This window comes from Phenylobacterium sp. LjRoot219 (assembly GCF_964252995.1).
Lineage (GTDB): Bacteria > Pseudomonadota > Alphaproteobacteria > Caulobacterales > Caulobacteraceae > Phenylobacterium.
Window position 1 is genome coordinate 334,872 of record NZ_CAXUQI020000001.1, and the last position, 26,674, is coordinate 361,545.

A 26,674-nucleotide genomic window follows, 5' to 3' on the forward strand; every position below is an offset into this window, starting at 1 on the left:
TCAGTTGCTCGCAGCCGCTTGTAGCGGCTGAGGATAAAAGCGCAAAAGCCTCTCAATGAGCCGCATCGCGTCCGTTCTCTTGCCCATGCCGCTGCCGGAGGCGTTCGACTACGCCGAGCCGGAGGGCATGGGGCTGTCGGTCGGCGACCAGGTGGCCGCGCCGCTCGGCCCCAGGCTTCTGCGCGGGGTGGTGGTGGAGCTGCGCGAGGCGGCCGGCGGCAACCGCAAGCTCAAGGCGGTCGACCGCCGGCTCGACGAGCCGCCGCTGCCGCCGAACACCCTGCAGTTCGTGCAGTGGGCCGCGCGCTACGCCGTCGACGCGCCCGGCCAGTCGCTGGCGATCGCCCTGCGCGGCGCGCGGGCGCCGAAGGCCAAGCCGGTGCGCGTGGTGCGTCTGACCGGCGTCCAGCCGGCCCGGGCGACCCCGGCCCGGACCAAGGTGCTGGAGGCCGCGGCCGGCCAGACCCTGTCGGCGGCCGACCTGGCGCGCGCCGCGGGCGTCTCGTCCGGCGTGGTCAAGGGCCTGGTCGACGAGGGCGTGCTGGAGGTGCTGGAGGTCGCGGCCGAGGCGGCCTGCGACGCGCCGGATCTGTCGCTGCCGGGTTCGGAACTCAACCCCAGCCAGGCGGCCGCGGCGGGCCTGCTGAACGAGATGGTCGACGAGCCGGGGTTCAACGTCGCCCTGCTCGACGGGGTCACCGGCTCGGGCAAGACCGAGGTCTATCTGGAGGCCGCGGCCCACGCCCTGGCGCGCGATCCGGACGCCCAGGTGCTGATCCTGCTGCCGGAGATCGCACTGACCCAGGCGGTGATCGCCCGGGTGACCACCCGCTTCGGGGCCCAGCCCGGCGAGTGGCACTCCGGCGTCGCCCCGCCGGCGCGCCGCCGGGTCTGGGAGGCGGTCGCCGCGGGCCGCTGCCGGATCGTCGTCGGCGCGCGCTCGGCGCTGTTCCTGCCGTTCACCCGCCTGCAGCTGATCATCGTCGACGAGGAGCACGACGGCTCCTTCAAGCAGGAGGAGGGCTTCATCTATCACGCCCGCGACCTGGCGGTGGTGCGCGGCAAGATCGAGCAGGCCTCGGTGATCCTGGCCTCGGCCACGCCGTCGCTGGAGACCCTGCGCAACGCCGAGACCGGCCGCTACCGCTGGCTCAGGCTGTCGGCGCGGCACGGGACCGCGCAGCTGCCGGAGATCCAGCTGGTCGACCTGCGCGCGACCCCGCCGGAGAGCCAGCGCTGGCTGTCGCCGCCGCTGATCGCGGCGATGCACGAGACGCTGGCGAAGGGCGAGCAGACCCTGCTGTTCCTCAACCGCCGGGGCTATGCGCCGCTGGTGCTGTGCAAGGCCTGCGGCGAGCGGATGACCGCGCCGGACACCGACTCCTGGCTGGTCGAGCACCGCTACTCGGGCCGGCTGGTCTGCCACCTGACCGGCTTCTCCATGCCCAAGCCGGAGCGCTGCCCGCATTGCGGCGCGGCGGACAGCCTGGTCTCCATCGGGCCCGGGGTCGAGCGGGTGGAGGAGGAGGCGCGCCAGCTGTTCCCGGAGGCGCGGGTCGCCGTCTTCTCCTCGGACACCGTGTTCGACGCGCGCGAAGCCAAGCGGCTGGTGGAGTCCATGGCCGAGGGCGAGATCGACATCCTGGTCGCCACCCAGGCCGCCGCCAAGGGCCACAATTTCCCGAAGCTGACCCTGGTCGGCGTGGTCGACGCCGACCTCGGCCTCCGCGGCGGCGACCTGCGGGCCGCCGAGCGCACCTTTCAGCTGCTCGCCCAGGCCACCGGCCGGGCCGGGCGCCGGGACCGTCCGGGCAAGGCGCTGCTGCAGACCTACGCGCCGGAGCACGCGGTGATGCAGGCGCTGCAGGCCCAGGACCGCGACGCCTTCGTCGCCGCCGAGATGGAGGAGCGCGAACTGGCCAAGCTGCCGCCGTTCGGCCGGCTGGCGGCGGTGATCGCCTCGGGCCCCGACGCCGCCCAACTCGAGGCCTTCATGCGCGAGATGGCCCAGGCCGCGCCGAACGCCGAGGGCGTGGAGGTCTACGGCCCGGCCGACGCGCCGCTCAGCCTGGTGCGCGGCCGGCGGCGCAAGCGCTTCCTGGTGCGCGCCGACCGCGGCGTCGACCTGTCGGCCTACATGAGCGCCTGGCGCGCGCGGGTGAAGCCGCCGGCGGCGATCCGCGTCGCCATCGACGTCGATCCGTACAGCTTCTTGTAGGCCTTACGCCGCCGCCGGCAGGTAGCCGACCTGGCTCGCGGTCAGGGCGTTGAGCTGCAGCGGGGTCAGCGCCGACACCTGGGTGCTGGTCAGGGCGGCGATGTGGGCGGTGGTCAGCGCCGGGATCTGGGCGGTGGTCAGGGCGGAGATCTGGCTCGGGCTGAAGGCGGCCAGCACGTCGAGCGGCAGGACCCGCATCTGGGTCGGCGTCAGCCCCGCCACCTGGCTCGGGCTGATGTAGACGAAGTCGAGGGCCGCCAGCTGGCCGGTCGACACGCCGGACATCTGCGTCGGCGTCAGCGCCCCGACCTCGGTGCTGGTCAGGCTGTCGATCGCCGTGGTGGAGAGGGCGCCGATCTGGGTCGGTGAAAGCGCCGACAGCTGGGTGACCGCCAGCCGGTCGAGGTCCTCCGGCGTCATGCTGCGCAGCTGCACGGCGCTGAGGCCCTGGACCTGGGTGTTCGACAGGGCCTGGACCTGGGTAGAGGAGAGCGCGGCCAGCGCGGTGGTGGACAGCGCGCCGATCTGGCCGGAGTTGAGCACCGTCAGCTGGTTGGTGCGGAGCGCGGCGACGCCGGTCGCCGACAGACCCGAGGTCTGGGTCTTCGACAGCGCCTGGAGCTGCAGGAAGGACATGTGGCTGACCTGGTCGCCGGTCAGCGCGCCCACCTGGGTGGTGGTCAGCGACGAGACCTGGGTCGAGGTCAGGCCGGTGACCTGGGTCGTGCTCATGCCGACCAGGTTGGTGGTCGAGAGCGCGGCGATCTGCACGCCGGTGAAGGCCAGGACCTGGGTGCTGGTGAATTCGGCGAACTCGGCCGGCGACAGCGTGCGGATGGTCGTCGAGCCCAGGCCGGTGATCTGCGTCGTCGTCAGCGCCTGCAACTGGGTGCTGCTCAGCGCGTCGAGCGCGCTGGCGCTGACGCCCGACAGCTGCGCCGAGCTCAGCGCCTGGAACTGGCTGTCGCTGAGCGCGGCGAGCGAGCTCGGCGACAGGGCCCCGATCTGGCCGGCGCCCATCGCCTTGATCTGGGTGACGCTGAACTCGCCGACGTCGGTGCTGCTCAGGCGGCTCGCCTGGTAGGCCGAGAGCCCGGCGACCTGCGAGGTCGACAGCGCGCCGACGACGTCCGCGTCCAGGGCCGAGAAGTTCTCCGCCGACAGCGAACCGATCTGGGCCGGCTTGAGCGACAGGATCTGGGTGCTGGAGAGCCGGGTGAACTCGCTGGCGCTGAGGCCGCTCAGCTGGGTCGGCGACAGCCCCTGGAGCTGGCTGACGGTGAGGCTGGCGAGCTGGCTGTCGCTGAGCGCGGCGAAGTTGCTGACCGACAGCGCGCCCAGCTGGGTCGGCGCCAGCGCCGCGATCTGCGCGGGGCTCAGCTTGGCGAAGCCGGTCGGGCCCATGCCGCCCATCTGGGTGGTGCTGATCACCGCGAACAGGCTGGGCGTCAGCCCCTGGATCACCGCGGTGTCGAGGCTCCAGAGGTTGGTCGGCGAGATCGCCGCGAAGTCGGTCGTCTGCAGCGAGGTGATCTGGCTCGCCGACAGCTCGGCGAAATCGGCGGCGCTGAGGCCGCCCACCTGGGTGGTGGTCAGGCCGGCGAGCTGGGCTGCGTTGAACAGCGCCACCTGGGTCGCGGTCAGCCCCGAGAGGCCCGAACTGGTCAGGCTGCCGATCTGGCTGGAGCTGAGGGCCAGCACCTGCTGGCTGCTGAGCGCGGCGGTCTGGGTGGAGCTGAGCCAGCCGATCTGGGTGTTCGTCAGCGCGCCGAGCTGGGTGGCGGTGAGCTCGCCGATGTCGGTGGTGGTCAGCGCGCCGAGCTGCGCGCTGGTCAGGCTGCGGACCTGGACAGTGGACAGCGCGGCGACCTGGGTGCTGGTCAGCGCCGACAACCGGGTGGTGGACAGGCCGGCGATGGCGCCGGTCGAGAACTGGCCGAGCTGGCTGTCGCCGATGCGGCCGAACTGGGTGTCGTTCAGCGCGCTCAGCTGCCCGCCGTTCAGCGCCAGCAGCTGGTTGGAATCGAACACCACCACATCGGGGATGTGCGGGATCTGCGCGACCGAGAAGCCCTTCACCTGGGTCGCCGACAAGGCGGCGGCCTGGACCGTGGACAACGCCTCGACGTTGGTCACGCTGAGCGCGCCGATCTGACTCTGCGTCAGCTGGCCGATCTTGGTGCTGGTGATGTCCTTGAAGACGGTGACGTCGAGGGCCGAGATCTGGGCGGCCGAAAGGTAGCTGATCGGCATGCGCGTTCCCGGGGCGGCTCCCTCGAGCCGCGGCGGAGGGGCGACTCACCGACGCCCAGCCTAGGTTGCGTCGCGGCTTAGTTCAACGCGAGCTTGGCCTTGGGGCGGCCTCCCGTCGCGCTGCGACGGGAGGCGCCGGAGCACGCTAGTGGACGGTTTCGCCGCGCTTGGCCTTGGCCTTGCGCACCGCCATGTTGAGGCCCTCCACCAGGGCCGAGAAGGCCATGGCGGCGTAGATGTAGCCCTTCGGCACGTGAGCGCCGAAGCCGTCGGCGATCAGCACGGCGCCGATCATCAGCAGGAAGCCGAGCGCCAGCATCACCACGCTGGGGTTCTCGTTGATGAAGTCGGCCAGCGGATTGGCCGCCAGCAGCATCACCAGCACCGCGACGATCACGGCGATCACCATGATCGGCAGGTGCTCGGTCATGCCGACCGCGGTCAGGATCGAGTCGATCGAGAACACCAGGTCGAGCGCCAGGATCTGGATGATCGCCGAGCCAAAGCCGACCGACGCCACCTGGCGCTTGTCGAGCAGGTCGTTGGTCGGCGGATCGACCGTGTGGTGGATCTCGGTGGTCGCCTTCCAGACCAGGAACAGGCCGCCGGCGATCAGGATCAGGTCGCGCCAGGAGAAGGCGAAGTCCATCGGCGCGTGACCGTCCGGACCGGCCGGAATGCTGAAGGGCAGGGTGAACACCGGCGCGGTGAGGCCGACGATGAAGGCCAGGGTCGACAGCAGCGCGATGCGCATGCCCAGGGCCAGCGAGATGCCGATGAACCGCGCCTTGCGCCGGTTCTCTTCAGGCAGCTTGTTCGACAGGATCGAGATGAAGACCAGGTTGTCGATCCCCAGCACCACTTCCATCACGATCAGGGTGACGAGCGCGGCCCAGGCGGCGGGACTGGCCGCCAGCTCAGCAAGTGATTCCATGTAAAGTCGAGCCTCCTGCAGCGCTTTTAGCCGATCCGCATCGACAGGCGAGCGAAAGGTCGGACGGCGGGTTTTCCACAGGCGGCTGCGCAGTTCGCGCTTTTGTGAAGCTTGGCGCGGGCGGCGGCGCCATGATTTGCGTCAAGCTGTGCAGCTCTTGTTTCAGATCGTTTCGCGGCTGCGTGATCGTGTATTACGTCCCGTTGGTTTGGGCGCCTATCGGTATATGTCCGGTCTGAATTCAGCAACTCTACGTATGGCGAGCGGGCGTGGCGCGGTTCGGCCCGTAAGTGGCCGATCTATTGCGTGAAGAATCTCGGGACAGCTTTCGGAAATGTAGGTGTTGTCTGGGGTAACGTCCGTGTGATCGCGCTAGACCCGCCGCGGCGTGCGGCCGCGTCGGCGTAAACGCTCTTTTCACTGGATTGGGGTTAGGGTTATCCCTTGGACGTAGCGTCGGGGAGCGCCCCAAACATGCGGAAACGGACGAGAACTCTGCTGGGTTCCCTGGTCGTCGCGGCCATGGTCAGCCTGACGTCGACCGCCGGTGCGGTGGCCGACACCTATTGGCAGTGCGTTCCTTTTGCGCGCCTGATCTCCGGCATCCAGATTTTCGGCGACGCCCGCACCTGGTGGCAGCAGGCCATCGGCAAGTACGAGACCGGCTTCCAGCCTCGCGCCGGCGCGGTGCTGTGCTTCAAGCCGACCCAGCGGATGAAGCTGGGCCACGTGGCGGTGGTCAGCCAGGTGCTCACCGACCGCATCGTGCAGATCACCCACGCCAACTGGTCGCCGATCGAAGGGTCGCGCGGCAAGATCGAGCGCGACGTGACCCTGGTCGACGTGTCGCCGAGCGGCGACTGGAGCCAGGTGAAGGTTTGGTACGATCCGAGCCGCGACCTCGGCGGCTCGACCTATCCGACCTACGGCTTCATCTATCCGGACGCCGAAGCCGCCCGCACGGCCAGCGCCGGCCTCAACAAGGCGCAGAACACCGCCATCGCCATGGCGCAGACCGCCGCCAGCCAGATGGCCACCGCCGTGCGGCCGGGCGCCGGTCCGCTGCACATGCTGAGCCAGGCGGTGGACTCCACCGACCAGATCGGCGCGCTGATCGCCGCCGCCACCCGCGGCGACGCCAAGCCGGCGCAGTAGGCTCCTCTTACTTTCGTCATCGCCCGGCGTGTCCGGGCGACCCCAGCGCCTTTCCTCATCAGCTGCGGCTGGCGTCTCGGGCGGACTGGCCCCTGGGACGCCGGGCCATGACGGTTGAGCTTTCCACAACCTAAAAGCGCATCGCGCTCAGAAAAATCGTTCAGCGCACACGGTTCCTTAAGCGCGTTCGTGGCAGGGTTGTACCGAGGTCGCCCATGACGAGTACGCTGCCGCAACATCACACGCCGCTCGACGCATCGTCGCTGCGCGAGGCGGTCGACGCCCATCAGCGCTACATCGCCGGCCGCGCCGGCGGTCGGCGGCTGAGCCTGACCTATGCGGATCTGTCGAACTGCGACCTCGAAGGCATGGACCTGCGCGAGGCCGACTTGGCCGGCGCCTGCCTGTCCGGCGCGCACCTCGCCGGAGCCAACCTGTCGCGGGCGATCCTGTTCGGGGCCGACCTGCGCGAAGCCGACATGCGGCGCATCAACCTGAAGCGCGCCGACCTGCGCGGCGCCTGCCTGCGCGGCGCCAATCTCGCCCAGGCCGAGATGGCCGGCTGCGACCTCCGCGAAGGCCGGATCGCCCTGCAGGACAAGCTCGACGGCTTCCGCGTGCTGCGTCACGAACAGCGGCCCGGCGAGCTCAACTACGCCATCCTCTCCGGGGCCAACCTCACCGGGGCGCTGATGAGCGGCACGGTCGCGACCGCCAGCGACTTCACCGAGGCGGTGCTGGCCGGCGCGCGGCTGGCGGGCGCGCGGCTGATGCGCGCCGTGCTCGACGGCGCCGACCTCTCCAACGCCGACCTCGGCGGGGCGGACCTGACCGGCGCCTCGATGCGCCGGGCGGTGCTGTCCGGCGTCAATCTAGAGCACGCGCGGCTGGACGAGGCGGACCTGACCGCGGTGCTGCGCGGGCCGCCGCCGCTGGTCTACATCGACGATCGCCCGCTCGACCTGATCCTCACCGAGCACGAGGCCTACTGCGACTCCCATGGCGTCCGCGGCCGGGTGCTGAACCTGCCGGAAGTCGACTTCCGGCCCCTGCGCACCCTGGCGGGCCGCCGGCTCACCGCGCTGATCGCCCCGCAGTCGATCTTCTTCGGCCTCGACCTGCGCAAGGTGCAGTTGCAGGGCGCGGACCTGTCCGGCTCCGACCTGCGCGGCGCCGACCTGCGGGAGGCGGACCTGCGCGGGGCCAAGCTGGTCGACACCCAGTTCGGCCGCGCCGACCTGCGCGGCGCCCAACTCGGGCCGCTGACCATCGGCCAGGGCCGTTACGTGCGCACCGACTTCAGCCGCGCCGGCCTGCGCAACGCCGACCTGCGTGGCGCCAGCGCGGTGCGGGCCCGGTTCCTCGAGTGCGACCTCGAGTTCGCCCGCCTCGACGGCTGCAATCTGCAGCACGCCGAGCTGGAGGGCTGAGGCCGAACGGGGATGTCATCCCGGTTTTCGCGCAGAAAGACCGGGACCCAAGAACACGGCGTGGCCTGAGAAGGCGCCCCCTTTGACCGCAGTGTTCTTGGATCCCGGACATGCGCTTGCGCGCATTCCGGGATGACAGCCGCTACAGGTTCTCCACCTCGCACCCCAGCTCGGCGCAGAGCCGCTCGGCGACGATCTCCCGGTGGCAGTGGCGGAAGTCGGCCTCGTAGCAGAGCAGGGCGGCCTTGCGTTCGGCGGCGATCTCGGCGGCCTTGGCCAGCTCCAGCTGGGCGGCGGGCTCGCGCAGGTGTTCCTCGTAGATGGCGTGCATCTCGGCGATGCGGCCGTGATGCGCGGCGTCGCGCCCGGGCTTGGGCGTGCCGAGCTGGCGCAGGTGCACATAGTCGATGCCGGCTGCGGCGAGGCTGGCGGCCAGCACGCCCTTGGAGAAGCCGGCCCGGCGCGAGGCGGCGACGGCGCGCACGTCGATCAGCACCTCGACCCCGGCGTCCTTCAGCCGGCCGATCACCTGCTCCTGGGTGGCGGCTTCGTAACCGATGGTCGCCAGCGCCTTCATGCCTTCTCTCCGCCGCTTGCGCCGCTATATGCCTTCCCCATGGACGCCACAGTCGAGTACGCGCCGCGGTCGCGCAGCCTGCACCTTCCCAGCCGCGGCGGCGACATGGCGGCGCTCGAGTTCGGGCCGACAGACCGGCCGATCGACGTCGTCTTCTGTCACGCCAACGGCTTCAACGCCCGCACCTACCGGACGATCCTCGGCCCGCTGGGCGCGGAGCTGCGGATCCTGGCGCTCGACCTGCGCGGCCACGGCGCGACCACCCTGCCGGCGGAGCCCGACGCCCTGTCCGGCTGGGACGTGTTCGCCGACGACCTGCTGGCGGCGCTCGACGTCGCCGTCGACCGGCCGGTGGTGCTGGCCGGCCATTCGCTGGGCGCGATCACCTGCCTCCTGGCCGCCGTCGCCGCGCCGGCGCGGGTCCGCGCCTTGGTGCTGTTCGAGCCGGTGATGCTCGACGCCGCGACGATCGGCATGCCGATGCCGGACCACCCGATCACCCGGGCCACCCTGCGGCGCCGCGAGAGCTTCCTCAGCCGGGCGGCGATGATGGACGCCTACCGCGGCCGCGGCGCGTTCGAGACCTGGGGCGAGGCGCAGCTCGCCGACTTCGCCGCCGGCGGCTTGCGCGACACGGACGCCGGCGAAGTGACGCTCGCCTGCCGCCCGGCCTGGGAGGCGGCGATCTACGCGCGCCAGGACGTTCACGCCTGGGAGGCGATGGCCGAGCTCCGCGCGCCGGCGCGGATCCTGGCCGGCGTCGAGGGATCGAGCGTCGGCGCGCGGGCCCGGGCGCTCGCCGAGCAGGTCGGCGTGCCGCTCGAGGTGGTCCCGGGAACCACCCATTTCCTGCCGATGGAGCGGCCGGAGCTGGTGCGCCAGGCGCTGCGCGAGGCCGTCGGCTAGATCGACAGGTCCTCGACGGTGAACTGGCCCCAGATCGCCAGCTCCTCCTCGGTGAGCGCGACCATCTTGCGGGCCTCGGGGTTGAACACCGCGGCCACCGCCTCGGCCGCCGCGAACGGCTGGCCGGTGGTCGGATCGAAGAACCAGTGCACCATCCGCCGCAGCCGCGGATCGCCGCCGCTCAGGGCCGAGCGCAGCTCCCAGCGGTCGCCCATCCGCGGCCAGTCCAGGTAGAGCAGCCGGTACTCCAGGATCACCGCGCCCGGCTGGCGTCCGGCGGCGGCGGCCATCTCGGCCAGCACCGCGCCCATCAGGTGGGCGACGGAATCGGAGATCCGCGCCATCACCAGCTCGGTGCGCATCCGCCCGAACGGGTCGACGTCGCCGGGCCGCCAGGCGCCCAGGCCGATCCGCTTCAGTCCGAGCGCATGCGCCCGCTCGAGGTTGGCCGAGCTCTGCACCGGGCCGAGCGCGACGCTGCGCGGACGGGCCTTTTCCGGCGCTTCGATCATCAGCCGCTGGGCGCGCTCGCGGGCCCAGACCGGCCACGGAAAGGCGCGGCCCTCGCGGGCGGTGGCGTGGGCCACCAGCAGCTGGAAGCTGGCGGCCAGCTCGCCGTCGTGATGCCGCATCAGCAGCAGCACCCGGGCCTCGTCCTCCCCCATCTCCAGCACGCCCGCCTCTATGTGCAGCCGCGCGCCGACCTGGGCTTCGCGCAGGAAGCGGATGTGCTGTTCGCGGACGATCAGGGTGGCGTCGGCGTGCGGCGCAAACGCGCTCGGCATGCCGAGCTCGGCGGCCAGTCCGACCAGCCCTTCCATCGCCTTGGCCTGGTAGAAGCCGACGTTCAGGTGACCCATGGAGTCGCACTCCCAGGTCGCCACGCTGCCGCGCCAGACTTCCACCGCTTCGCCCAAGATACGCTCCCCCGAATTCGCCCGAAGATTAGGCGGCGGGCGTCGTTGCGCCTAGAGGCGGCGTCGGAGGCCTACGGCTTGCCTTCACAGGGGTCTCCGCCGGGGCCCAGGCGGCCTTCGGCGGTGGAGACCGGGGTGGGGTCGCAGCCTTCCCGCTGCGGCGCGGCGGCGAAACTGCGGGCCTCGCCATGCACGCCGTCGGTCTGGTCGACCGCGGGATAGGGTTGTGGTCCGCCGCGCTTGGGCGGGGCGGATTCCGGCGATTGAGCGCCGGCGCGTTCGTCGGCCATGGGCAGCTCCTTTGTGATGCGGCGCATAGAAAGCGTCGGCGACTAGGCCGGCGTTCCCGTCGCCCTCGCACTGTGGCAGGTTGGATGCCGACGGAGGCCCGATGAAGACGAGCCAGCTGGTGCGCCGGCACGCCGCCGTGACCCGGATCACCCACTGGGTCAACGCGCTGGCGCTGCTGTGCCTGCTCATGAGCGGGCTGCAGATCTTCAACGCCCACCCGGCGCTCTACTGGGGCCCGAAGTCGGAGTTCCAGCGGCCGTGGCTGGCGATCGGCGCGGTCGAGCGCGGCGGCGAGCCGGTCGGCCTGACCAAGATCGCCGGCAAGGGCTTCGAGACCACCGGCGTGCTCGGCTGGTCGGGCAAGCCCGCCGCGCGCTCGCCGATCGCCTTCCCGGCCTGGGCGACCATTCCCAGCTGGCGCGACCTGGCGACCGGCCGGCGCTGGCATTTCTTCTTCGCCTGGGTGCTGGTGTTCAACGGCCTGGTCTGGCTGCTGTGGGGGTTGCTCAGCGGGCGGCTGCGCCGCGACCTCTGTCCGACCCGCGCCGATCTCGCCCCCGGCAATCTCCGGCATGAGATCGCCACCCACGCACGGCTGCAATTCCCGAAGGGCGAGGCCGCGCGGCGCTACAATGTGCTGCAGAAGCTGAGCTATCTGATGGTCGCGCTGGGGCTCGTGCCGCTGATGGTCGCCACTGGCCTGACCATGTCGCCGGGGTTCAACGCCGCGACGCCCTGGCTGGTCGACTTCTTCGGCGGCCGCCAGTCGGCCCGCTCGATCCACTTCCTCTGCGCCGGCGCGCTCGTGCTGTTCGTGCTGGTCCACCTGGCGATGGTCGTGGCCTCGGGACCGTGGAACAACCTGCGCTCGATGATCACCGGCCGCTACCGGATCGAGACGGAAGGCCGGATCGAGACGGAAGGAGAGGGCGCATGAGCCGCCTCGACCGCCGCCGCTGGCTGAAGGGCGCGGCCGCCAGCCTCGCCGGCCTGTGGCTCGCCGCCTGCGACCGCATCAGCCAGAGCCGCCAGGGCCAGGCGGCGCTCGCCTCGGCCGAGGGGCTGACCCGGCGGGCGCAGCGGCTGGTCGTCGACCGCCACGCCCTGGCCCAGGAGTTCAGCCCGGCGCTGGTGTCGGCCGACTTCCGCGCCAACGGCTCGACCGATCCGGACGACCCGGCCTACCGCGCCCACGTCGCGGGCGGCTTCGCCGACTGGAAGCTGGTGGTCGACGGCCTGGTCGAACGGCCGCTGGCGCTGAGCCTCGCCGAGTTGCGCGCCCAGCCGGCGCGGCGGCAGATCACCCGCCACGACTGCGTCGAGGGCTGGTCGGACATCGCCCAGTGGACCGGCGCGCGGCTCGGCCCGCTGCTCGACAAGGCCGGGCTGAAGCCGGAGGCGCGCTACATCGTCTTCCACTGCGCCGACAGCCTCGACGGGGCGACCCGCTATTACGAGAGCATCGACCTGATCGACGCCTACCACCCGCAGACCATCCTGGCCTACGCGATGAACGACGCCGCCCTGCCGGTGGCGCACGGCGCGCCGCTGCGGCTGCGGGTCGAGCGCCAGCTCGGCTACAAGCACGCCAAGTACGTCATGCGGCTGGAAGCGGTCGCCGACTTCGCGAAGATCGAGGGCGGCCAGGGCGGCTACTGGGAAGACCGCGGCTACGAGTGGTACGCGGGGATCTGAGAGCCGGCGCGGCCGCTGAACGCCCCCTCAGTCGGCCCACCGGGTCGCTTTGCGACCCGGTGATCCTTACCGAACCCCGCCGCGAGGCGGCGGGGTGGCGACAGCTCCCCCGCTGCGCGGTGGAGCATCTTGGCGCTCAGATCCTCCGCCGCGCAGCGGGGGAGGTGGATCGCGCCGCAGGCGCGAGACGGAGGGGGCGTTCGGGCTTCACAGCGACGGGGCGAAGCCGCGCTTCGATGTCTGGGGCTGGGCCGCCGGCTTCGCCCCGGCGATCACCCGGCCGTCGGCGGTTGAACTGCGCCGGCGATCGCCGCACGCTTTGCGTCGCGCAAGGGAGGCGCCCCATGAAGAAGGCCGACATCAGCCAGATCGCGTCGCGCACCGGGTCGAGCACCTATCCGGAAGCGCACAACGAGAAGCTCAAGGGACGCACCACCTGGGCGCTGACCAGCGCGTTCGGGTTGAAGCAGTTCGGGGTCAACCGGGTCGAGCTCGCGCCCGGCTCGTGGTCCACCCAGCGGCACTGGCACCGCAGCAACGACGAGGCGGTGATCATGGTCTCCGGCGAACTGGTGCTGGTCACCGACGACGGCGAGGAGATCCTGCGCGCCGGCGACTGCGTCGGCTTCAAGGCCGGCGAACGCAACGCCCACCACCTGCAGAACCGCAGCGACCAGCCCGCCGTCTACTTCGACGTCGGCGGCCGCGACCCCTGGGACGTCTCGACCTTCCCCGACATCGGCTACGAGGCGCGCACCCACATGGAACTGCAGTTCCGGCCGATCCGGAAATAGGCGGTGGGACTGCGGCTCTACTACTTCCCGACGCCGAACGGCCGAAAGGTCTCGATAGCCCTGGAGGAGATGGGCCTGGCCTACGCGGTCGAGCCGGTGAACATCCTCGACGGCGAGCAGCAGGCTCCGGCGTTCCTCGCGCTCAGCCCGAACGGCCGGATTCCGGCGCTGGTCGACGAGATCCAGGACGACAAGGGGGCCGACGACCGCGTGGTGATCTTCGAGTCCGGCGCCATCCTGCAGTACCTCGGCCGCAAGAGCGGGCGGTTCTATCCGCAACGCGAGAGCGAGCGCGCCTGGATCGACGCTTGGGTGTTCTGGCAGATGGCCGGCCTCGGGCCGATGACCGGGCAGATCAACTGGTTCGCCCGCGTCGCCGAGACGCCCGGCCGCGACCCGCGGGACTCCAGCTACGCGCTGCACCGCTACACCAAGGAGACGCGCAGGCTGTACGGCGTGCTCGAGCGGCAGCTGACCGGCCGCGACTACATCTGCGACGCCTATTCGATCGCCGACATGGCCTGCTGGCCGTGGGTCGAGCAGTACCACCACCGCGTCGGCGGCCTGGGCGACTACCCTCACATCGCCGCCTGGCGCGACCGCATCGCCGCGCGGCCGGCGGTGCAGCGGGCGCTGGCGCTGGGAATGGATTGGGCCGGAAAGAAATCCGGAGAGATGGGCGACCAGTCCGCCCGCTGAACGCCCCCTCAGTCGGCTACGCCGACAGCTCCCCCGCTACGCGGTGGAGCATCTTGGCGCTCAGATCCTCCACCGCGCAGCGGGGGAGGTGGATCGCGCCGCAGGCGCGAGACGGAGGGGGCGTTAGCGGCTTCGCCCCGCTACGCCCCCTCAGGGCTCGCGCACCCAGGTGTAGACGCCGCTGTCGAGCTTCAGCGCCAGGTGCAGCCGGTCGCCCTGGATGACGTAACTCTGCACCTCGCCGATCCGCTGGGCGATGCGGGTGTCCCACGAGCCCGGCGGGCACACCGCCCGGGTCATGCCGCCGGGCGAGATGCTCAGCGTGCCGCGGCCGGCCTCAGTCGGGATCGCGCTCCAGGTGGCGGCGCCGCGATTGCAGTCCAGCCGCATGGCCAGCAGCCCGCCCGGCTGGAACTCCAGCCCGTACTTCGCTGGATCAGCCGGCTGGGAAACGCCCTGGGCGTCGTCGGAGGATTCGAACTTCTCCAGCCGCCAGCGGGTGCCGGCGAGCCCGCCGCCGGCGCCGGGCGCGGCCGAAGTGGTCGTTGGCGGGGTGGTGGTGGTGCAGGCGGCGGCGAGCAGCGCGGCGCCCAGCAGGCCCAGTCTCCGAAGCGCGGCGCGCATGGTCAGCCCCTCCCGGATCAGCAATTTCGGGTTGCAAGCGAACGCGCCTGCGCCGCCGCTTGTCAATCCGGCGCGGCCCTCAGGCGTCGGCGGGAAGCGCCGCCGGACCGGCGAGCTCGCGGACCAGCGCCAGCGACTGTTCCCACAGCCGCCGCGCGGTCTCGGGATCGGCGACCGAGGCGTCGAAGCCGGACCAGGCGTGGGTGTCGGGGCCGACCGGCAGGGCCTCGGCGCAGTCCTCCAGCACCAGCCCGCCGCGGCCTGCGAGCTCCGGCGCGGTCGTCGCCCACAGGGTGGTCGCCGCGCCCTGGCCGAGGCTTTTCACGTCGGGATTGACCGAACCGTCGTCGAGGATGAAGCCGATCCGCCGCTTCATCTCCTCGCCATGGTAGCGCTGCAGGCCGGTCAGCACCGAACCCGGCAGCACGGCGTTGGCGAAGATCCCCTCGGCGCCCCAGCGGCGCGTGGCTTCCTGGGCGAACAGAATGTTGGCGGTCTTGGACTCGCCGTAGGCGGCCAGGGTGTGCTCGCGCGCCCGCCACTGCAGGTCGTCGAGCCGAAGCCTCATCCCCTTGTGCGCCGCCGAGCTCAGCACCACTAGCCGAGCGCCGCGCGCGGCCATTTGCGCCCGCAAGCGCAGCGCCAGCAGGAAGTGGCCGAGGTGGTTGGTGGCGAACCGGGTCTCGAGCCCGTTCGGCAGATGGCTGTCCGGCGTCTTCGAGACCCCGGCGTTGGCGATCAGCAGGTCGACCGGGGCGTCGAGCTGATCGGCGAAGGCGATCACCGAGCCGAGGTCGGACAGCTCCAGCGGCAGCACGCGGATCGTTCCGCCCCGGGCCTGCGGCGCGATGGCCTCGGCCACGGCCTGGCCGGCCGCCGGATTGCGCACGCCCAGCACCAGGTCGGCGCCGGCGATCGCCAGCGCGCGCGCCGTCTCCGTTCCCAGGCCCGACGAGGCTCCGGTCAGCACGGCGACGCGGCCGCGCAGGTCGGCGGCACGGGCGATCTGCTCGGCGGTGGTGGTGCGGTCGTAGCGGCTCATCGGCCCAGGCTGTCATGGCGGCGACGCGGGGTCCACGGCGCGGCGTGTGCGCACAGGGGCTATGCCGCCGGCCGGAAAGGCCGCAACAATCCCGGCAAAGAAAAAATCACCGGGAGCGAGACCGTGACGCCAGGACAACTGCGACCGGCCGACAGCGAGTGGCGCCGCCACGGATGGATCCTGGCGCCGTGCATGGCCGGCATCCTGCTGTGCTCGGTGAACAACTACTCGCTCGGGGTGATGATCGGCCCGCTGGAGCGCGAGTTCGGCTGGAGCCGGGCGGAGATCTCCAGCGGGCCGCTGATCATCTCGATGATCGCCCTGGTCTGCGCCCCGCTGGTCGGGCTGGTCGTCGACCGGCTGGGACCGCGCCCGGTCGGGCTGTTCGGGGTGGTGTTCTACTGCGCGGCGCTGGCGCTGCTGGCGACCACCACCGCGGACGTCACCTCCTGGTGGGGGCTGTGGGCGCTGATCGGCCTGGCCAGCATGTTCGTGGCGCCGATGGTCTGGACCGCGGCGATCAACAGCCGCTTCGACAAGAACCGCGGCATGGCGCTGGCCCTGGCGCTGTGCGGCACCGGCGTCGGCGCGGCGACCGTGCCCCTGCTGACCAACAGCCTGGTGGCCGCCCAGGGCTGGCGCGCGGCCTATGTGTCGCTGGCGCTGATCAGCGGGGCGATCGTGCTGCCGCTGGTCTTCTTCCTGTTCCACAATCTCAAGGCCGCGCCGGCAGGCGCACGTCCGGTCGCTGCCGGACGCCGCAGCCAGGAGATCCGCGCCGAGCTGACCTCGCCCAGCTTCCTCAAGCTCGCCGGCGCGGCCCTGCTGTTCGCCATCGCCTCCTGCGCCCTGACCAGCAACGGCGTGCCGATCCTGATCGGCGAGGGCTTCGACCGGACCACCGCCGCCGGTGTCGCCGGACTGATCGGCCTGGGCTCGATCGCCGGCCGGCTCGGCGGCGGCTACCTGCTGGACCGCATCGACGCGCGCAAGGTGGCGGCGGTCAGCGTACTGGCGCCGGTGATCAGCGTCTCGCTGCTGCTGGCGACCGACGGCTCGCAGCCGGCGGCGATCGCCGCCTGCCTGATCCTCGGCCTGTCGGTCGGCACCGAGCTCGACGCCTGCGCCTACCTGGCGGCGCGCCACTTCGGCATGCGCAACTTCGGAACTCTGTTCGGCGCGATCACCGGCCTGCTGCTGTTCGGCAACGGCCTCGCCCCGGCCGCCGCCAACCGCGTCTACGACGTGACCCGCAGCTATGACCTGGTGCTGCTGGCGATCATCGTCCTGTGCGTGATGGCCGCCGGACTGTTCATGCTGCTCGGCAAGTACCCGGAAGCGGTGTCGGCGGCCGCCGACAGCGCGCCGCCGGCCGCAGCGCCCGCGCCGGCGACGCCGTGAGCTATCCGGAGATCTTCTCCCAGCGGTAGGGCTCGTCTTCGCCCTTGCGGAAGTCGCCGCGCATGTCCGGCTTGCCGTCGCCGTCGGTGTCGTAGATCACCCAGTCGGCGTCGCCGTCGCGGTTGGCGTCATAGTAGATGGTGTCGACCTCGCCCTTGCTCTCCTCGCGCTCGCTGACCATCAGCAGGGTCGGGTCGCGGCGCTTGGCGGGGGTGAAGAAGGTGGCGTCGCCTTCGCCGTCGCAATCGGTGTCGAGATGCTCGGCGACGCCTTTCGGATCGGACCAGGTCTCCGTGTCGACCGCCTTCCATTCGCAGTCGGCCGGCTTGGCCGCGGGCGTCGCCGCCCGGTCGCGCGACCGCGCCAGGAAGGTCTTCACGTCCTCGACGGAGACGGCGTAGTTCAGGCCTTCGCCGTCGCCGATGAAGCTGTTGACGCCGACGACCACGCCCTGGCCGTCGAGCAGCGGCCCGCCGGAGTTGCCGGGGTTCAGCGGCGTCTGGGTCTGGATGACCGTCGCCTCGTGCGGGCTCTTGGCGGAGCCCCACTCGTAGGCGCGGCGGATCTGGCTGACGATGCCGCGGGTGTAGGTCCAGGCTTCGCCGGTGGGATGGCCGATGGCGTGCACGTCGGCGCCGACCTGCAGGCTGGCGCCGTCGCCGAGCTTCAGCGGCGTGACGCCGGGCGGCACGGCCTCGACCTTGATCAGCGCCAGGTCGGCGACCTGGTCGAGCTTCAGCACCTCGGCCCGGCGCAGGTCGGACTTGCCGATGGCGGCGCCCTCCAGCGCGGGCTTGAAGATGACGCCGATCTGCTTCGCGCCGTCGACGACATGGTGGTTGGTCAGGATCTGACCGTCGGCGGCGATCAGGCTGCCGGAGCCCACCCCCTTGTCGGTGACGATCAACACGACCGACGGCGCGGCGCGGCGATAGATCTGCGCGTCTGCAGCGCCGCGGGTCGTAGACGCCGGCTCGGGTTGCAGCCCGCCAAGCGCCTGGGCGAAGCGGTCCGCGGGCGCCTTCGGCGGCTTGGCGATCTTCGGGCCGGCCTGGGAGGCCGCCCCGGCCGGGCCGCGCGCCTGCGCCACAGGCGTTCCGAGCAGCGCTTCCAGCGGTCCAGCTTGACTGTAAGATGCCACGCAAACGGCCGCGAGCGCGCCCGCGGTGATCTGGACCCATTTCATGAGAGCTGCCCCCCGGAGCGCTTTGAATCTGCGAAGCCATATCCGGGGAGCACTCGTAGCACTCGCACTTCTAACAGGTGCTAAACCGGCGGTAGCCGCGGCCGACCCTGCGCCGCAGATCGCCGCGGCGCTGCAGCTGCAGGCCGAGGGACGCGGGGAGACGGCGCGCCGCCAGCTCGAGGCGCTGCTGCAGGAGACCGTCGCCCCGAGCCCCCGGCTCGAGGTGTCGCGGGCGCTGCTCGACGTCTGTCTGGGCAACGGGCACGACGCCTGCGTCGTCCGCTACGCTCCGACCTTCGCTGAGACGGCGCGCGCGACGCCGCCCGTGAACGACGTCCAGCGCCAGCGCCTGGCGCTGCAGGTTGCCTACTACTTCGACCAGATGCGGCTGCGCGCTGGGGTGGCGCCTGCGGCGATCCTGGCCGGCGAGTCCTGGAGGCGCGAGATCGCTTACGACGGCGACCTCTATCTGCGCCGCCAAGTGTTCGCCTCCAATCTCTGGCTGGAGACGGGGAACCGGCCGGAGCTCGATCGGTCGCTGGCGAAGATCCTGTCGCTGGTCGGCTCGCTGAAGAACCCGCAGGCCGCGCGGACCACGGTCGCCGCCAGTCTGGCCGACGTCATCGCCACCCTGCTGGACGTCGGCGAGACCGAGCGGGCCTGGGGCCTCTACCGCGCCAGCGGCGCCGACATAGGCAAGGCCTTGCCGCCGGTCAGCCTCGATGCCGCGGCCTACCGGCTGACGGCGGGCAAGCTGCACCAACAGGTGGGAGACGCGGCCGGCGCCCGCACGGCGCTCGACGCGGCCGTGCAGATTCTGCGGCGGATCGAGCTGGAGCCGGCGGTGCGCGAGCGCCTGCTCGCCGAAGTGCTGACATTGCGGGCGGCGCTGGATGCGTCTGCCGGCGACGCGGCGTCGGCCCAGGCTGCGCTGGTGGAGCATCCGTTCGCGGCGCTCTACGCCACCTCGGGCCGCGCGCCTCAGAGCCTGGAGGAGATCAGCTATCTGGCGGCCCGCAGTCTGGTGGCGAACGCGGCTGGCGGCGCCGATCCGATCGCGGCGGCGGCGTTGCAGAAACCGCTGCCGTTTAAAGCTGATGCGGAAACCGCCGAGCTGGAGGCCGTCTACCGCACGGCAGGCGCCGCCCTGGCGCTGCCGCCGGGGCCGGAGCGCGGACGTCGGCTGATGGACCTAGCCGCTCGCCTTCAGGCGGCGGCGTGGCGCGAGGACGCGGTCGGCGCGCTTGGGCGGCTGGGGGCGGTGGACCAGATCCTCGTCGGGCTGGCGCTCAGCCAGGCGCAGGCCGTGCGCACGCCGGCCGAGACCGACGCCGTCTTCACCCTCTTCCAGCTGGCCAACCGGGCGGGCCCCACCTTCGACGCCGACGCGTTGGCGACGCTGGCCCAGGCGGAGGACGAGCTGCAGCGGCGCACGCTCCATCAGGCGCTGCGCCTGCGCGCCCGGCGCGACCGGCTGGAGCGCCAGCAGATCCAGAAGGTCACGGCCGCCATGCTGGCAGGGCCGGCCACGAGCGGCCTGCTGCAGCACGACGTCGAGCCGCGACGACAGCTGCGGGACTACGCCGTGCGGCTCGCGGAGGCCGAGGCGACGCTGGGCCGGGACAGGATTTCCCTGCGGGGCGCACGTCTCGTCGGCCTGCGTCAGTTGCAGGGCGCGCTGGCGCCGGACGAGGCGGCGTTGGCGATCGCGCCGACCGTCGGCGGCATGGCCTACATGTGCGTGCGGCGCGAGAGCGCGACGGCGCTGGTCGCGGCCGGCGACCTGCGCCAGACGGCGCTCGACACCCGGCTCGTGCAGGCGGCGTTGACCGCCGGCCATGCGCCGTCCGAGGCGCTCGATGCGCAGTTCCCGGCCGCCGCGGCGGTGCGGCTCTACGACCGGCTGATCCGGCCGTTCGAGGCCTGCCTGAAGCCGAACGACAAGATCGTCTGGATGGGCGGGGTCGCCACCGTCGGCCTGCCGCTGGCGGCCTTGCTGCGCGACGCGCCGCCGAAGCTGGCGCAGGGCTACGATCTCGCCGCCGCCGACTGGCTCGTGCGGCGCCATGCGGTCAGCTACGCCGGCTCGGCGGGTGTGATCGTCGCCCGCCGGTCGGCCGTGCGGACCGCGCCGGAGTTCGATTTCCTCGGCGTCGGCGATCCGGTGCTGGACGCGCCTGGGAAGTTAACGCGCGGCGTCCGCGGGGGCGCCCGCTTCGCGGGCCTGGCGCCCCTGCCGGAGACGCGCCGCGAGCTCGAGGCCTCGGCCAGAGGGTTCGGTTCGGCGACGGTGCTGGTGCAGAACGCCGCCACCGAGCGCGGCCTGCGCAGCCAGATGCTCGGCGCCTACCGCTATCTCTCCTTCGCCACCCACGGGCTGCTGCGCGACGACCTTCAGGGGTTGTCGGAGCCGGCGCTGGTGCTGACCCCGGTGTCGGGCGACGCGGCCGACGACGGCCTGCTCACCGCCTCCGAGATCGCCGACATGAACCTGCGCGCCAGCTTCGTCGCGCTCTCGGCCTGCAACACCGCCAACTTCGACCTCGACGCCATGGCCCAGGACCTGCCGGCGCTGGCGTCGGCCTTCGCCGTCTCCGGCGTGCCGGCGACGCTGGGCACCCTGTGGCCGGTGGACTCGGCGACCGGCGAGGCGGTGGTCAGCGGCCTCTTCGCGAGACTGCGCGCCGACGTCGCGCCGGCGCAGGCGCTGGCCGAAGCGCAGCGCGCCTTCCTCGCGGCCCCGCCTGGCCGCGCCTTCCTGCATCCGCGGTTCTGGGCGCCGTTCCTGGTGTTGGGGGACGGCACGGCGGCGGCGTTGGTCACGCCGTCGGACGGGCCGGCGTTGAAAGGGGTGGAGATGGTCGCGCCCGGCGAGGTGTTGGCCTTGGCGGCGACGCCCGATGGCGTCGCCGCACGGTTCATCGCCACGGATGCTGGCGGCAAGGGCGGGGCAGGGGTTCGGACGGCGACCCAGGACGGCGAAGCCTGGCGGCAGGTCGAGCCCGCCGTCCAAGCTTCACGGGCGCTGGCGCAGCTGGGTTCGGTCCTGGTCACCGGCGGCTACGAGCGCGGCGCGGAAGGCCGGCTGACGCCCCGCCTCGACGCCTATGACCGCACCGGTCGGCGAACCGCAACCTGGCGCGGGACCGACCTCGCCAAGGTCGACGCTGGCGTCCTCGCCGCCGCGGTGCGCGGCCCTGAGACCCTGCTGATCGCCGTGGCCGAGCGTTCGCGCGTGGCCGGCGATCCCGGCGGCGGGCGCCTGCAGGTGCTCGAGGTCGGGCCGGACCTGAAGCCGAGGCTGCTGTTCACGGCTGTCGCGCCGATCGGGGCGCAGCTCTCAGCGGCGACGCTGGCGGTGGCCGGCGATCGGGTGCTGGTCACCTACACCGCCGACAACGCCGCGGCCGCCGCCCCGCCGGGCGGACTTGAGGACTACGACGCGCAAGCCTGCCTGCCGCGGCGGATCACCTGGGCGGAGGTCCGCGACCTGCGCACGGGCGAGGTGCTGCGCTCGGAGGCCTGGCTGGACCTCGCCTTGGTGGCCGCGGCGTCCGGCCCGCAGGGCGCGGTGCTGCTCGCCGGCTCGCGGCGTGCGGGTTGCGAGGGCGAGCGGCAGGCGGTGGTGGTCGCCGTCGACGCCGAGCTGAACGCCCGCACCCTGCACGCCGACGAAAGCCTCGGCGCCTCGGAGGTGCGCGCGCTGCAGGCGCTGCCGGACGGGCGGTTGTTCGTCGCGGCCTACAAGCAGAACCTGATGGACTATGCGCCGCCCGGCGCGGCGCCGGGGGCCGGCCGCAGCTATTCGACCTTGGTCTTCACGCTGGATCGCCACGGGCGGGCGTCGCCGGCCACGCTGCTCGACGCCGGCGCGGACGTACTGCCGAACGCGACCCTCGCCGACGACCGTGGCGGGGTGCTGCTGGGCGGGTCACTGGGCGGTCAGGGCGCCGTCTTCAGGCTCGCGCCGTGACCCGCCCGATCAGGCCGCAGCCTGATCGGGGCTAGGCGTCGTCAGAACTCTTCCCAGCTGTCGAGGTCGGCGGTCGGCTCCGGCTTGCGCAGCGCGCCGCCGCCACCGGCGTGGGTCGAGAAGGTCTTGAGCTGCGGCGCGGCGGCGCGCGGGGACGGACGGGCGGCCGGCGGGGCGCGGCGGGCGGGGCCCGCGGCGGCGCTCGGCGCGCCGGTGCGGAAGCGGCCCATCAGGCGCGACAGTTCCTGGGTCTCCTGCGCCAGGCTGTGGCTGGCGGCGGTGGATTCCTCGACCATGGCGGCGTTCTGCTGGGTCACCTGGTCCATCTGGTTGACCGCGGTGTTGACCTGGGCGAGGCCGGTGGCCTGCTCCTGGGCCGAGGCGGCGATCTCCGAGACGGCGTTGGTGATGTCGGCGACCTGGACGACGATCCGGGTCAGCGCCTCGCCGGTCTGACCGACCAGGGTGACGCCCTGGCCGACCTGCTGGCTGGAGGCCGAGATCAGCGTCTTGATCTCCTTGGCGGCGTCGGCCGAGCGCTGGGCCAGCGCTCGGACTTCCGAGGCGACGACCGCGAAGCCCTTGCCGGCCTCGCCGGCGCGGGCGGCCTCGACCCCAGCGTTCAGCGCCAACAGGTTGGTCTGGAAGGCGATCTCGTCGATCACCCCGATGATCTGGCTGATCTGGCCCGACGACTTCTCGATCTCGCTCATCGCCGCGATCGCCTGGCGCACGACCTCGCCGGAGTGCTCGGCGTCGGCCTTGGCGGTGGAGACCACGTCGCGGGCGTGGTTGGCGCCTTCGGCGGTCTTGCGGACGGTGGCGGTGATCTCGTCGAGCGCCGCGGCGGTCTCCTCCAGGCTCGCCGCCTGCTGCTCGGTGCGCTTGGACAGGTCGTCCGAGGCGCGGCTGATCTCGTCGGTGCCCATGCGGATGCCCTGGGTCGCCCCGGAGATCACCGTCATCGTCTCCTGCAGGGTGTTCATCGCCCCGTTGAAGTCGGCGCGCAGCTTCTCGTAGTCCGGCGCGAAGGCGTCGTTGATGCGGAAGGTCAGCTCGCCAGTCGACAGCTTCTCCAGGCCGGTGGCGATGGAGGTGACGACCTGCTCCTGCTGGCGCGCCGCCTCGGCCTTGGCCGCCTCGTTGCGCCGGCGCTCGTCTTCGGCCTGCTGGTGCTGCTCGGCGGTCATGCCTTCCAGCCGCAGCTTCTCGATCGCCGCGTCCTTGAAGCTCTGCACGGCGCCGGCCATGTCGCCGATCTCGTCCTTGCGGTCGGTGCCGGGGATGTCGACGGTGTTGTCGCCGGCGGCGAGCTTGCGCATCACCGTGGTCATGGCGGCGATCGGCGCGGCGACCAGGCTGCGCAGCAGCCAGGCCATGGCGGCGGCGCTGGCCAGCGAGAACAGCGCGCCGAGCAGCAGCACAGTGGTCGAGGTCTTGATGGCGCCGTCCTGGGTGGCGACCCGCGTCGCCAGGATCGCGTCCTGGGCGGTGTGCAGCTCTTTCATCGCCGCACGGATGTCGCCGAGCTGTTTGCGGCCGCTCATGGCCAGGCCCTCGGCGCGGGTCGCCGGATCCTGCACCAGAGCGATTTGCTTCTGCACCGAATTGATCCGCCAATGGGCGTAGGCGGCCTTGAACGTCTCGCCGCGCGCCTTCTGCTCGGGAAGGCTGGCGTTGCGGATGAACTCGTCGATCGCCTCGACCGTCTTCTTCTCGTTCTCCGCCGCGGTCTCCAGGAACACCGGCTGCATGTCGATGCCGTAGGCGCGAATGGCGTTCTGATGCTCGATCACGCCGCGATAGGCGTCGCTGAGCAGGGCCGACTGGTGGGCCGAAAGCACCGCGAGCTGGGCTGCGTTCTTGATCGTCCGCAACTGGGTGTAGACGATGACGTTGCTGGTCAACGACACCGCGATCAGCACGGCGAACGCCGCGACGAGCTTGAGAGAGACGTTCAGATTCTTGAGCGACACGAGCAGCCCCCGCTACCAGGCGCTGCCGCGCCCCATTCTTTTTGTCATTTGCCTACCAAAGCTTACGCGAGGGTTACGTAGCGTCACTTTGCCTGACGCTGCCGCCATAACAGGCGTTCTGGATTGATCCGTACGCCTCGCTTGCCCTCGGGCGAGGCGCCCACGCCGAGCGAGCTTGAGCATTTGACACCGACGGCGTGTGTGCTTATGCGGCTGCGAGTCATTCGCATTATCAGGTCCAGACATGCCCGCCCGTCTCTTCAAACTCGTGCTTCTCGCGTCGGCCGCCGCGGCGACCTGCGGGGCGGCCCACGCCGAGGACGCAGCCGACGCGGCCGGCAAGGTGGTCGACGAGGTGGTGGTGACGCGCGCCGCGCAGCAGCCGGTGGCCGCGGTCACCGGCCTGCCGCTGACCCTGCGTGAAACGCCGCAGTCCGTGACCATCATCGCGCCGCAACAGATCCGCGACTTCGCCCTCACCAGCGTCAACGACCTGCTGGCCCAGGCGCCTGGCGTCAATGTCGAGGAGATCGAGACCGACCGGACCCAGTACAACGCCCGCGGCTTCGACATCACCAACTTCCAGATGGACGGGGTCGGCCTGCCGCTGATCTGGGACATCCAGTTCGGCCAGCTCGACACTGCGATGTTCGACCGGGTCGAGGTGATCCGCGGCGCCAACGCGCTGATGACCGGGATCGGCAACCCCTCGGCGACGATCAACTATGTGCGCAAGCGGCCGACCGCGACCTTTCAGGGCAATCTCGCCGCCCAGGTCGGCTCCTGGAACCTGAAGCGGCTGGAGGCGGACCTGTCCGGGCCGCTGAACGCTTCGGGCACGGTGCGCGGCCGCGTCGTGCTGGCCGGCCAGGAGGCCGACTCCTACCTCGACTACTATGCGTCAAAGCGCGGCGTGGCCTACGGCGTCCTCGCCTGGGACGTGACCCCGGACCTGACCCTGACCGGCGGCTATTCGCGGAACGAGAGCAAGTCCGACGGGGTGCTGTGGGGCGCGCTGCCGCTGCAGTATTCGGACGGCGCGCCGATCCGTTATCCGCGCTCGGCCTCGAGCGCGGCGGACTGGACCTATTGGAACGTCGTCGACAAGACGAGCTTCCTGGAGGCGCAATACGCGCTGCCCGCCAACTGGAACCTGAAGGCCACCGGTACCTATCGGGAGTTCGACGAGCACGCCGAGCTGCTCTACGCCTTCGGCAACCCGGATCCCGTCACCGGCGAGGGGGTGTTCGGCATGGCCGGGATCTATCCCTCGGAGTATCGCCAGTACCTGCTCGACGTCACCGCCTCCGGCCCGTTCCAGGCTTTCGGCCGGACCCATGAGCTGGCCTTTGGCCTCAGCGGCGCGCGCGGCCAGGGCAAGGAGTTCGAGAACTTCGCCGAAGACTTTCCGGCCTATCCGGCGATCTCGCTGTGGGGCCGCGAGCAGGTCGCCCGGCCGGCCTATCCGGGCGAGTACCTTGCTGCCAACCAGGTCGACAAGCTGTACCGCGCGTCGGCGGCCGCGCACCTAAACCTGACGGACGAGCTGAAGGCGGTGGTCGGGGCCACTGCGGTGAAGCTGAAGTCGCGCGGCTACTCCTATGGAGTCGATACGCCGCGCGACGAATCCAAGGTCAGCCCCTACGTCGGCGTGACCTACGACCTGACCTCGCAGGTCTCGCTGTATGCGAGCTATACCGACATTTTCAATCCGCAGTCCGAGGAGGACGTCGACCATCGGACGCTGTCGGCGGCCCGCGGCTCCAGCTACGAGGCGGGGATCAAGAGCGAGCTGTTCGACCACCGGCTCTATCTGGCCGCGGCGATCTATCAGGCGGAGCAGACGGGCCTCGCCGAGGCGGCCGGCGTCGATCTGGACACCGGCAAGACCTACTACGAGGGCCTCGACACCAAGGTCACCGGCTTCGAGCTCGAGGTCGCCGGCCGGATCACCGAAAACTGGACGCTGAACGGCGGCTATTCGGATCTCGAGATCGACGGCCCGACCGACACGCCGATCCGCACCTACATCCCGCGCCGGACCTTCAAGGCGGCGACCACCTACACCCTGCCGGAGCTGCGCAACCTGCGGCTTGGCGCGGCGGTGCGCTGGCAGGACGACATCTCGACCCTGGACCTCGCGCCCTACCGCCAGAAGGCCTACGTCGTCGCCGACCTGACCGCCTCGATCGACGTCACCGAGCAGGTCCGCGCGACGCTGAACGTGAGGAACGTCGGCGACAAGAAGTACCTGCGCAGCCTGATGTGGAACCAGGCCTACTACGCCGCACCGCGCAACGTCGCGCTGCGCGTGGACTACGCTTTCTGAGGCCGCGACGGCAGGCGGCGGCCCCCGTCGCCTGCGTCTGACCTCCTGGGTTCGGCCGCCGGTCAGGATGGCGCCGCGCCCAGGCGGCCGTCGCCGCCGGGCTGCCGGCGCTTGCGGAGATCGGGGCTTCATCGCCCCGCCCTCTCTCGCTCTTCGCAAGCGCTTCGAGACCTGAGCGATCGCGGGCGTCGCCTCCCCTGGCGCCTGGCCGGTCGCCGCGCGCCCCAGCCGCGCGGTCTCCTCAGGCAGCCTGGCGGCGGCGGCCGCGTCCAAG

Annotated in this window: 20 protein-coding genes; 11 read left to right on the forward strand and 9 right to left on the reverse strand. The window is 71.5% G+C overall.

Features of this window, described 5'->3' with window-relative positions:
• The first annotated feature begins 55 nt into the window (after positions 1-55).
• Positions 56-2,218 carry a primosomal protein N' gene (locus ACSQ14_RS01705; RefSeq protein ID WP_436009087.1) on the forward strand — a complete coding sequence of 721 codons (2,163 nt, stop codon included), beginning with the start codon at positions 56-58 and terminating at the stop codon, positions 2,216-2,218.
• 3 nt (positions 2,219-2,221) lie between these two features.
• Here the strand turns inward: ACSQ14_RS01705 and ACSQ14_RS01710 are convergent, their stop codons facing one another.
• Together ACSQ14_RS01710 and ACSQ14_RS01715 are read right to left on the reverse strand one after the other, a co-directional pair.
• Positions 2,222-4,471 (reverse strand): hypothetical protein, encoded by a 2,250-nt coding sequence (locus ACSQ14_RS01710; RefSeq protein ID WP_436009089.1) that lies wholly within the window; start codon positions 4,469-4,471, stop codon positions 2,222-2,224.
• A gap of 145 nt (positions 4,472-4,616) precedes the next feature.
• On the reverse strand, positions 4,617-5,405 hold the full coding sequence (locus ACSQ14_RS01715) for a TerC family protein (protein WP_436009091.1): 789 nt from the start codon (positions 5,403-5,405) through the stop codon (positions 4,617-4,619).
• 474 nt (positions 5,406-5,879) lie between these two features.
• On the opposite strand from ACSQ14_RS01715, the gene ACSQ14_RS01720 reads away from it, so the two are divergent.
• Both ACSQ14_RS01720 and ACSQ14_RS01725 read left to right on the forward strand, forming a co-directional pair.
• Positions 5,880-6,560 (forward strand): CHAP domain-containing protein, encoded by a 681-nt coding sequence (locus ACSQ14_RS01720; RefSeq protein WP_436009093.1) that lies wholly within the window; start codon positions 5,880-5,882, stop codon positions 6,558-6,560.
• A gap of 215 nt (positions 6,561-6,775) precedes the next feature.
• A complete protein-coding gene (locus tag ACSQ14_RS01725; protein WP_436009095.1) occupies positions 6,776-7,990 on the forward strand; it encodes a pentapeptide repeat-containing protein in 1,215 nt (404 codons plus the stop codon).
• A 142-nt stretch (positions 7,991-8,132) separates the two neighbouring features.
• Here the strand turns inward: ACSQ14_RS01725 and ACSQ14_RS01730 are convergent, their stop codons facing one another.
• Complete coding sequence (locus ACSQ14_RS01730) at positions 8,133-8,567, reverse strand: DUF488 domain-containing protein (RefSeq protein ID WP_436009097.1); 435 nt, start codon at positions 8,565-8,567, stop codon at positions 8,133-8,135.
• 39 nt (positions 8,568-8,606) lie between these two features.
• Here ACSQ14_RS01730 and ACSQ14_RS01735 point away from each other — a divergent pair, with 39 nt between their 5' ends.
• Positions 8,607-9,473 carry an alpha/beta fold hydrolase gene (locus ACSQ14_RS01735; protein WP_436009099.1) on the forward strand — a complete coding sequence of 289 codons (867 nt, stop codon included), beginning with the start codon at positions 8,607-8,609 and terminating at the stop codon, positions 9,471-9,473.
• Here the strand turns inward: ACSQ14_RS01735 and ACSQ14_RS01740 are convergent.
• Positions 9,470-10,390 carry a thioesterase family protein gene (locus ACSQ14_RS01740; RefSeq protein ID WP_436009101.1) on the reverse strand — a complete coding sequence of 307 codons (921 nt, stop codon included), beginning with the start codon at positions 10,388-10,390 and terminating at the stop codon, positions 9,470-9,472. The two genes, ACSQ14_RS01735 and ACSQ14_RS01740, sit on opposite strands and share 4 nt — an antisense overlap.
• Positions 10,391-10,461: 71 nt before the next feature.
• On the reverse strand, positions 10,462-10,680 hold the full coding sequence (locus tag ACSQ14_RS01745; RefSeq protein ID WP_436009103.1) for a hypothetical protein: 219 nt from the start codon (positions 10,678-10,680) through the stop codon (positions 10,462-10,464).
• A 101-nt stretch (positions 10,681-10,781) separates the two neighbouring features.
• On the opposite strand from ACSQ14_RS01745, the gene ACSQ14_RS01750 reads away from it, so the two are divergent.
• From ACSQ14_RS01750 to ACSQ14_RS01765, 4 genes are all read left to right on the forward strand, one after another.
• Positions 10,782-11,618 (forward strand): cytochrome b/b6 domain-containing protein, encoded by an 837-nt coding sequence (locus tag ACSQ14_RS01750; protein WP_436009105.1) that lies wholly within the window; start codon positions 10,782-10,784, stop codon positions 11,616-11,618.
• The gene (locus ACSQ14_RS01755) at positions 11,615-12,376 is read left to right on the forward strand and encodes a molybdopterin-binding protein (RefSeq protein WP_436009107.1); all 762 of its coding nucleotides are present in this window, start codon (positions 11,615-11,617) and stop codon (positions 12,374-12,376) included. Before ACSQ14_RS01750 ends, ACSQ14_RS01755 begins: the two co-directional genes overlap by 4 nt.
• Before the next feature lie 344 nt (positions 12,377-12,720).
• A complete protein-coding gene (locus tag ACSQ14_RS01760) occupies positions 12,721-13,170 on the forward strand; it encodes a cupin domain-containing protein (RefSeq protein ID WP_436009109.1) in 450 nt (149 codons plus the stop codon).
• A 3-nt stretch (positions 13,171-13,173) separates the two neighbouring features.
• A complete protein-coding gene (locus tag ACSQ14_RS01765; protein ID WP_436009111.1) occupies positions 13,174-13,869 on the forward strand; it encodes a glutathione S-transferase family protein in 696 nt (231 codons plus the stop codon).
• A gap of 150 nt (positions 13,870-14,019) precedes the next feature.
• On the opposite strand, the gene ACSQ14_RS01770 is transcribed toward ACSQ14_RS01765, so the two are convergent.
• Both ACSQ14_RS01770 and ACSQ14_RS01775 read right to left on the reverse strand, forming a co-directional pair.
• Positions 14,020-14,493, reverse strand: a complete 474-nt coding sequence (locus ACSQ14_RS01770; RefSeq protein ID WP_436009113.1) for an META domain-containing protein — start codon at positions 14,491-14,493, stop codon at positions 14,020-14,022.
• 79 nt (positions 14,494-14,572) lie between these two features.
• Complete coding sequence (locus ACSQ14_RS01775; RefSeq protein ID WP_436009115.1) at positions 14,573-15,535, reverse strand: SDR family NAD(P)-dependent oxidoreductase; 963 nt, start codon at positions 15,533-15,535, stop codon at positions 14,573-14,575.
• A gap of 192 nt (positions 15,536-15,727) precedes the next feature.
• On the opposite strand from ACSQ14_RS01775, the gene ACSQ14_RS01780 reads away from it, so the two are divergent.
• Positions 15,728-16,936, forward strand: coding sequence for an MFS transporter (locus ACSQ14_RS01780; RefSeq protein ID WP_436009117.1), 1,209 nt, complete (start codon positions 15,728-15,730; stop codon positions 16,934-16,936).
• 1 nt (position 16,937) lies between these two features.
• Here the strand turns inward: ACSQ14_RS01780 and ACSQ14_RS01785 are convergent, their stop codons facing one another.
• The gene (locus ACSQ14_RS01785) at positions 16,938-18,026 is read right to left on the reverse strand and encodes a trypsin-like peptidase domain-containing protein (RefSeq protein ID WP_436009119.1); all 1,089 of its coding nucleotides are present in this window, start codon (positions 18,024-18,026) and stop codon (positions 16,938-16,940) included.
• 118 nt (positions 18,027-18,144) lie between these two features.
• On the opposite strand from ACSQ14_RS01785, the gene ACSQ14_RS01790 reads away from it, so the two are divergent.
• On the forward strand, positions 18,145-22,095 hold the full coding sequence (locus ACSQ14_RS01790; RefSeq protein ID WP_436009121.1) for a CHAT domain-containing protein: 3,951 nt from the start codon (positions 18,145-18,147) through the stop codon (positions 22,093-22,095).
• A gap of 41 nt (positions 22,096-22,136) precedes the next feature.
• On the opposite strand, the gene ACSQ14_RS01795 is transcribed toward ACSQ14_RS01790, so the two are convergent.
• The gene (locus ACSQ14_RS01795) at positions 22,137-24,071 is read right to left on the reverse strand and encodes a methyl-accepting chemotaxis protein (RefSeq protein ID WP_436009123.1); all 1,935 of its coding nucleotides are present in this window, start codon (positions 24,069-24,071) and stop codon (positions 22,137-22,139) included.
• 244 nt (positions 24,072-24,315) lie between these two features.
• Here ACSQ14_RS01795 and ACSQ14_RS01800 point away from each other — a divergent pair, with 244 nt between their 5' ends.
• Positions 24,316-26,400, forward strand: coding sequence for a TonB-dependent siderophore receptor (locus tag ACSQ14_RS01800; RefSeq protein ID WP_436009125.1), 2,085 nt, complete (start codon positions 24,316-24,318; stop codon positions 26,398-26,400).
• Positions 26,401-26,674: the final 274 nt, after the last annotated feature.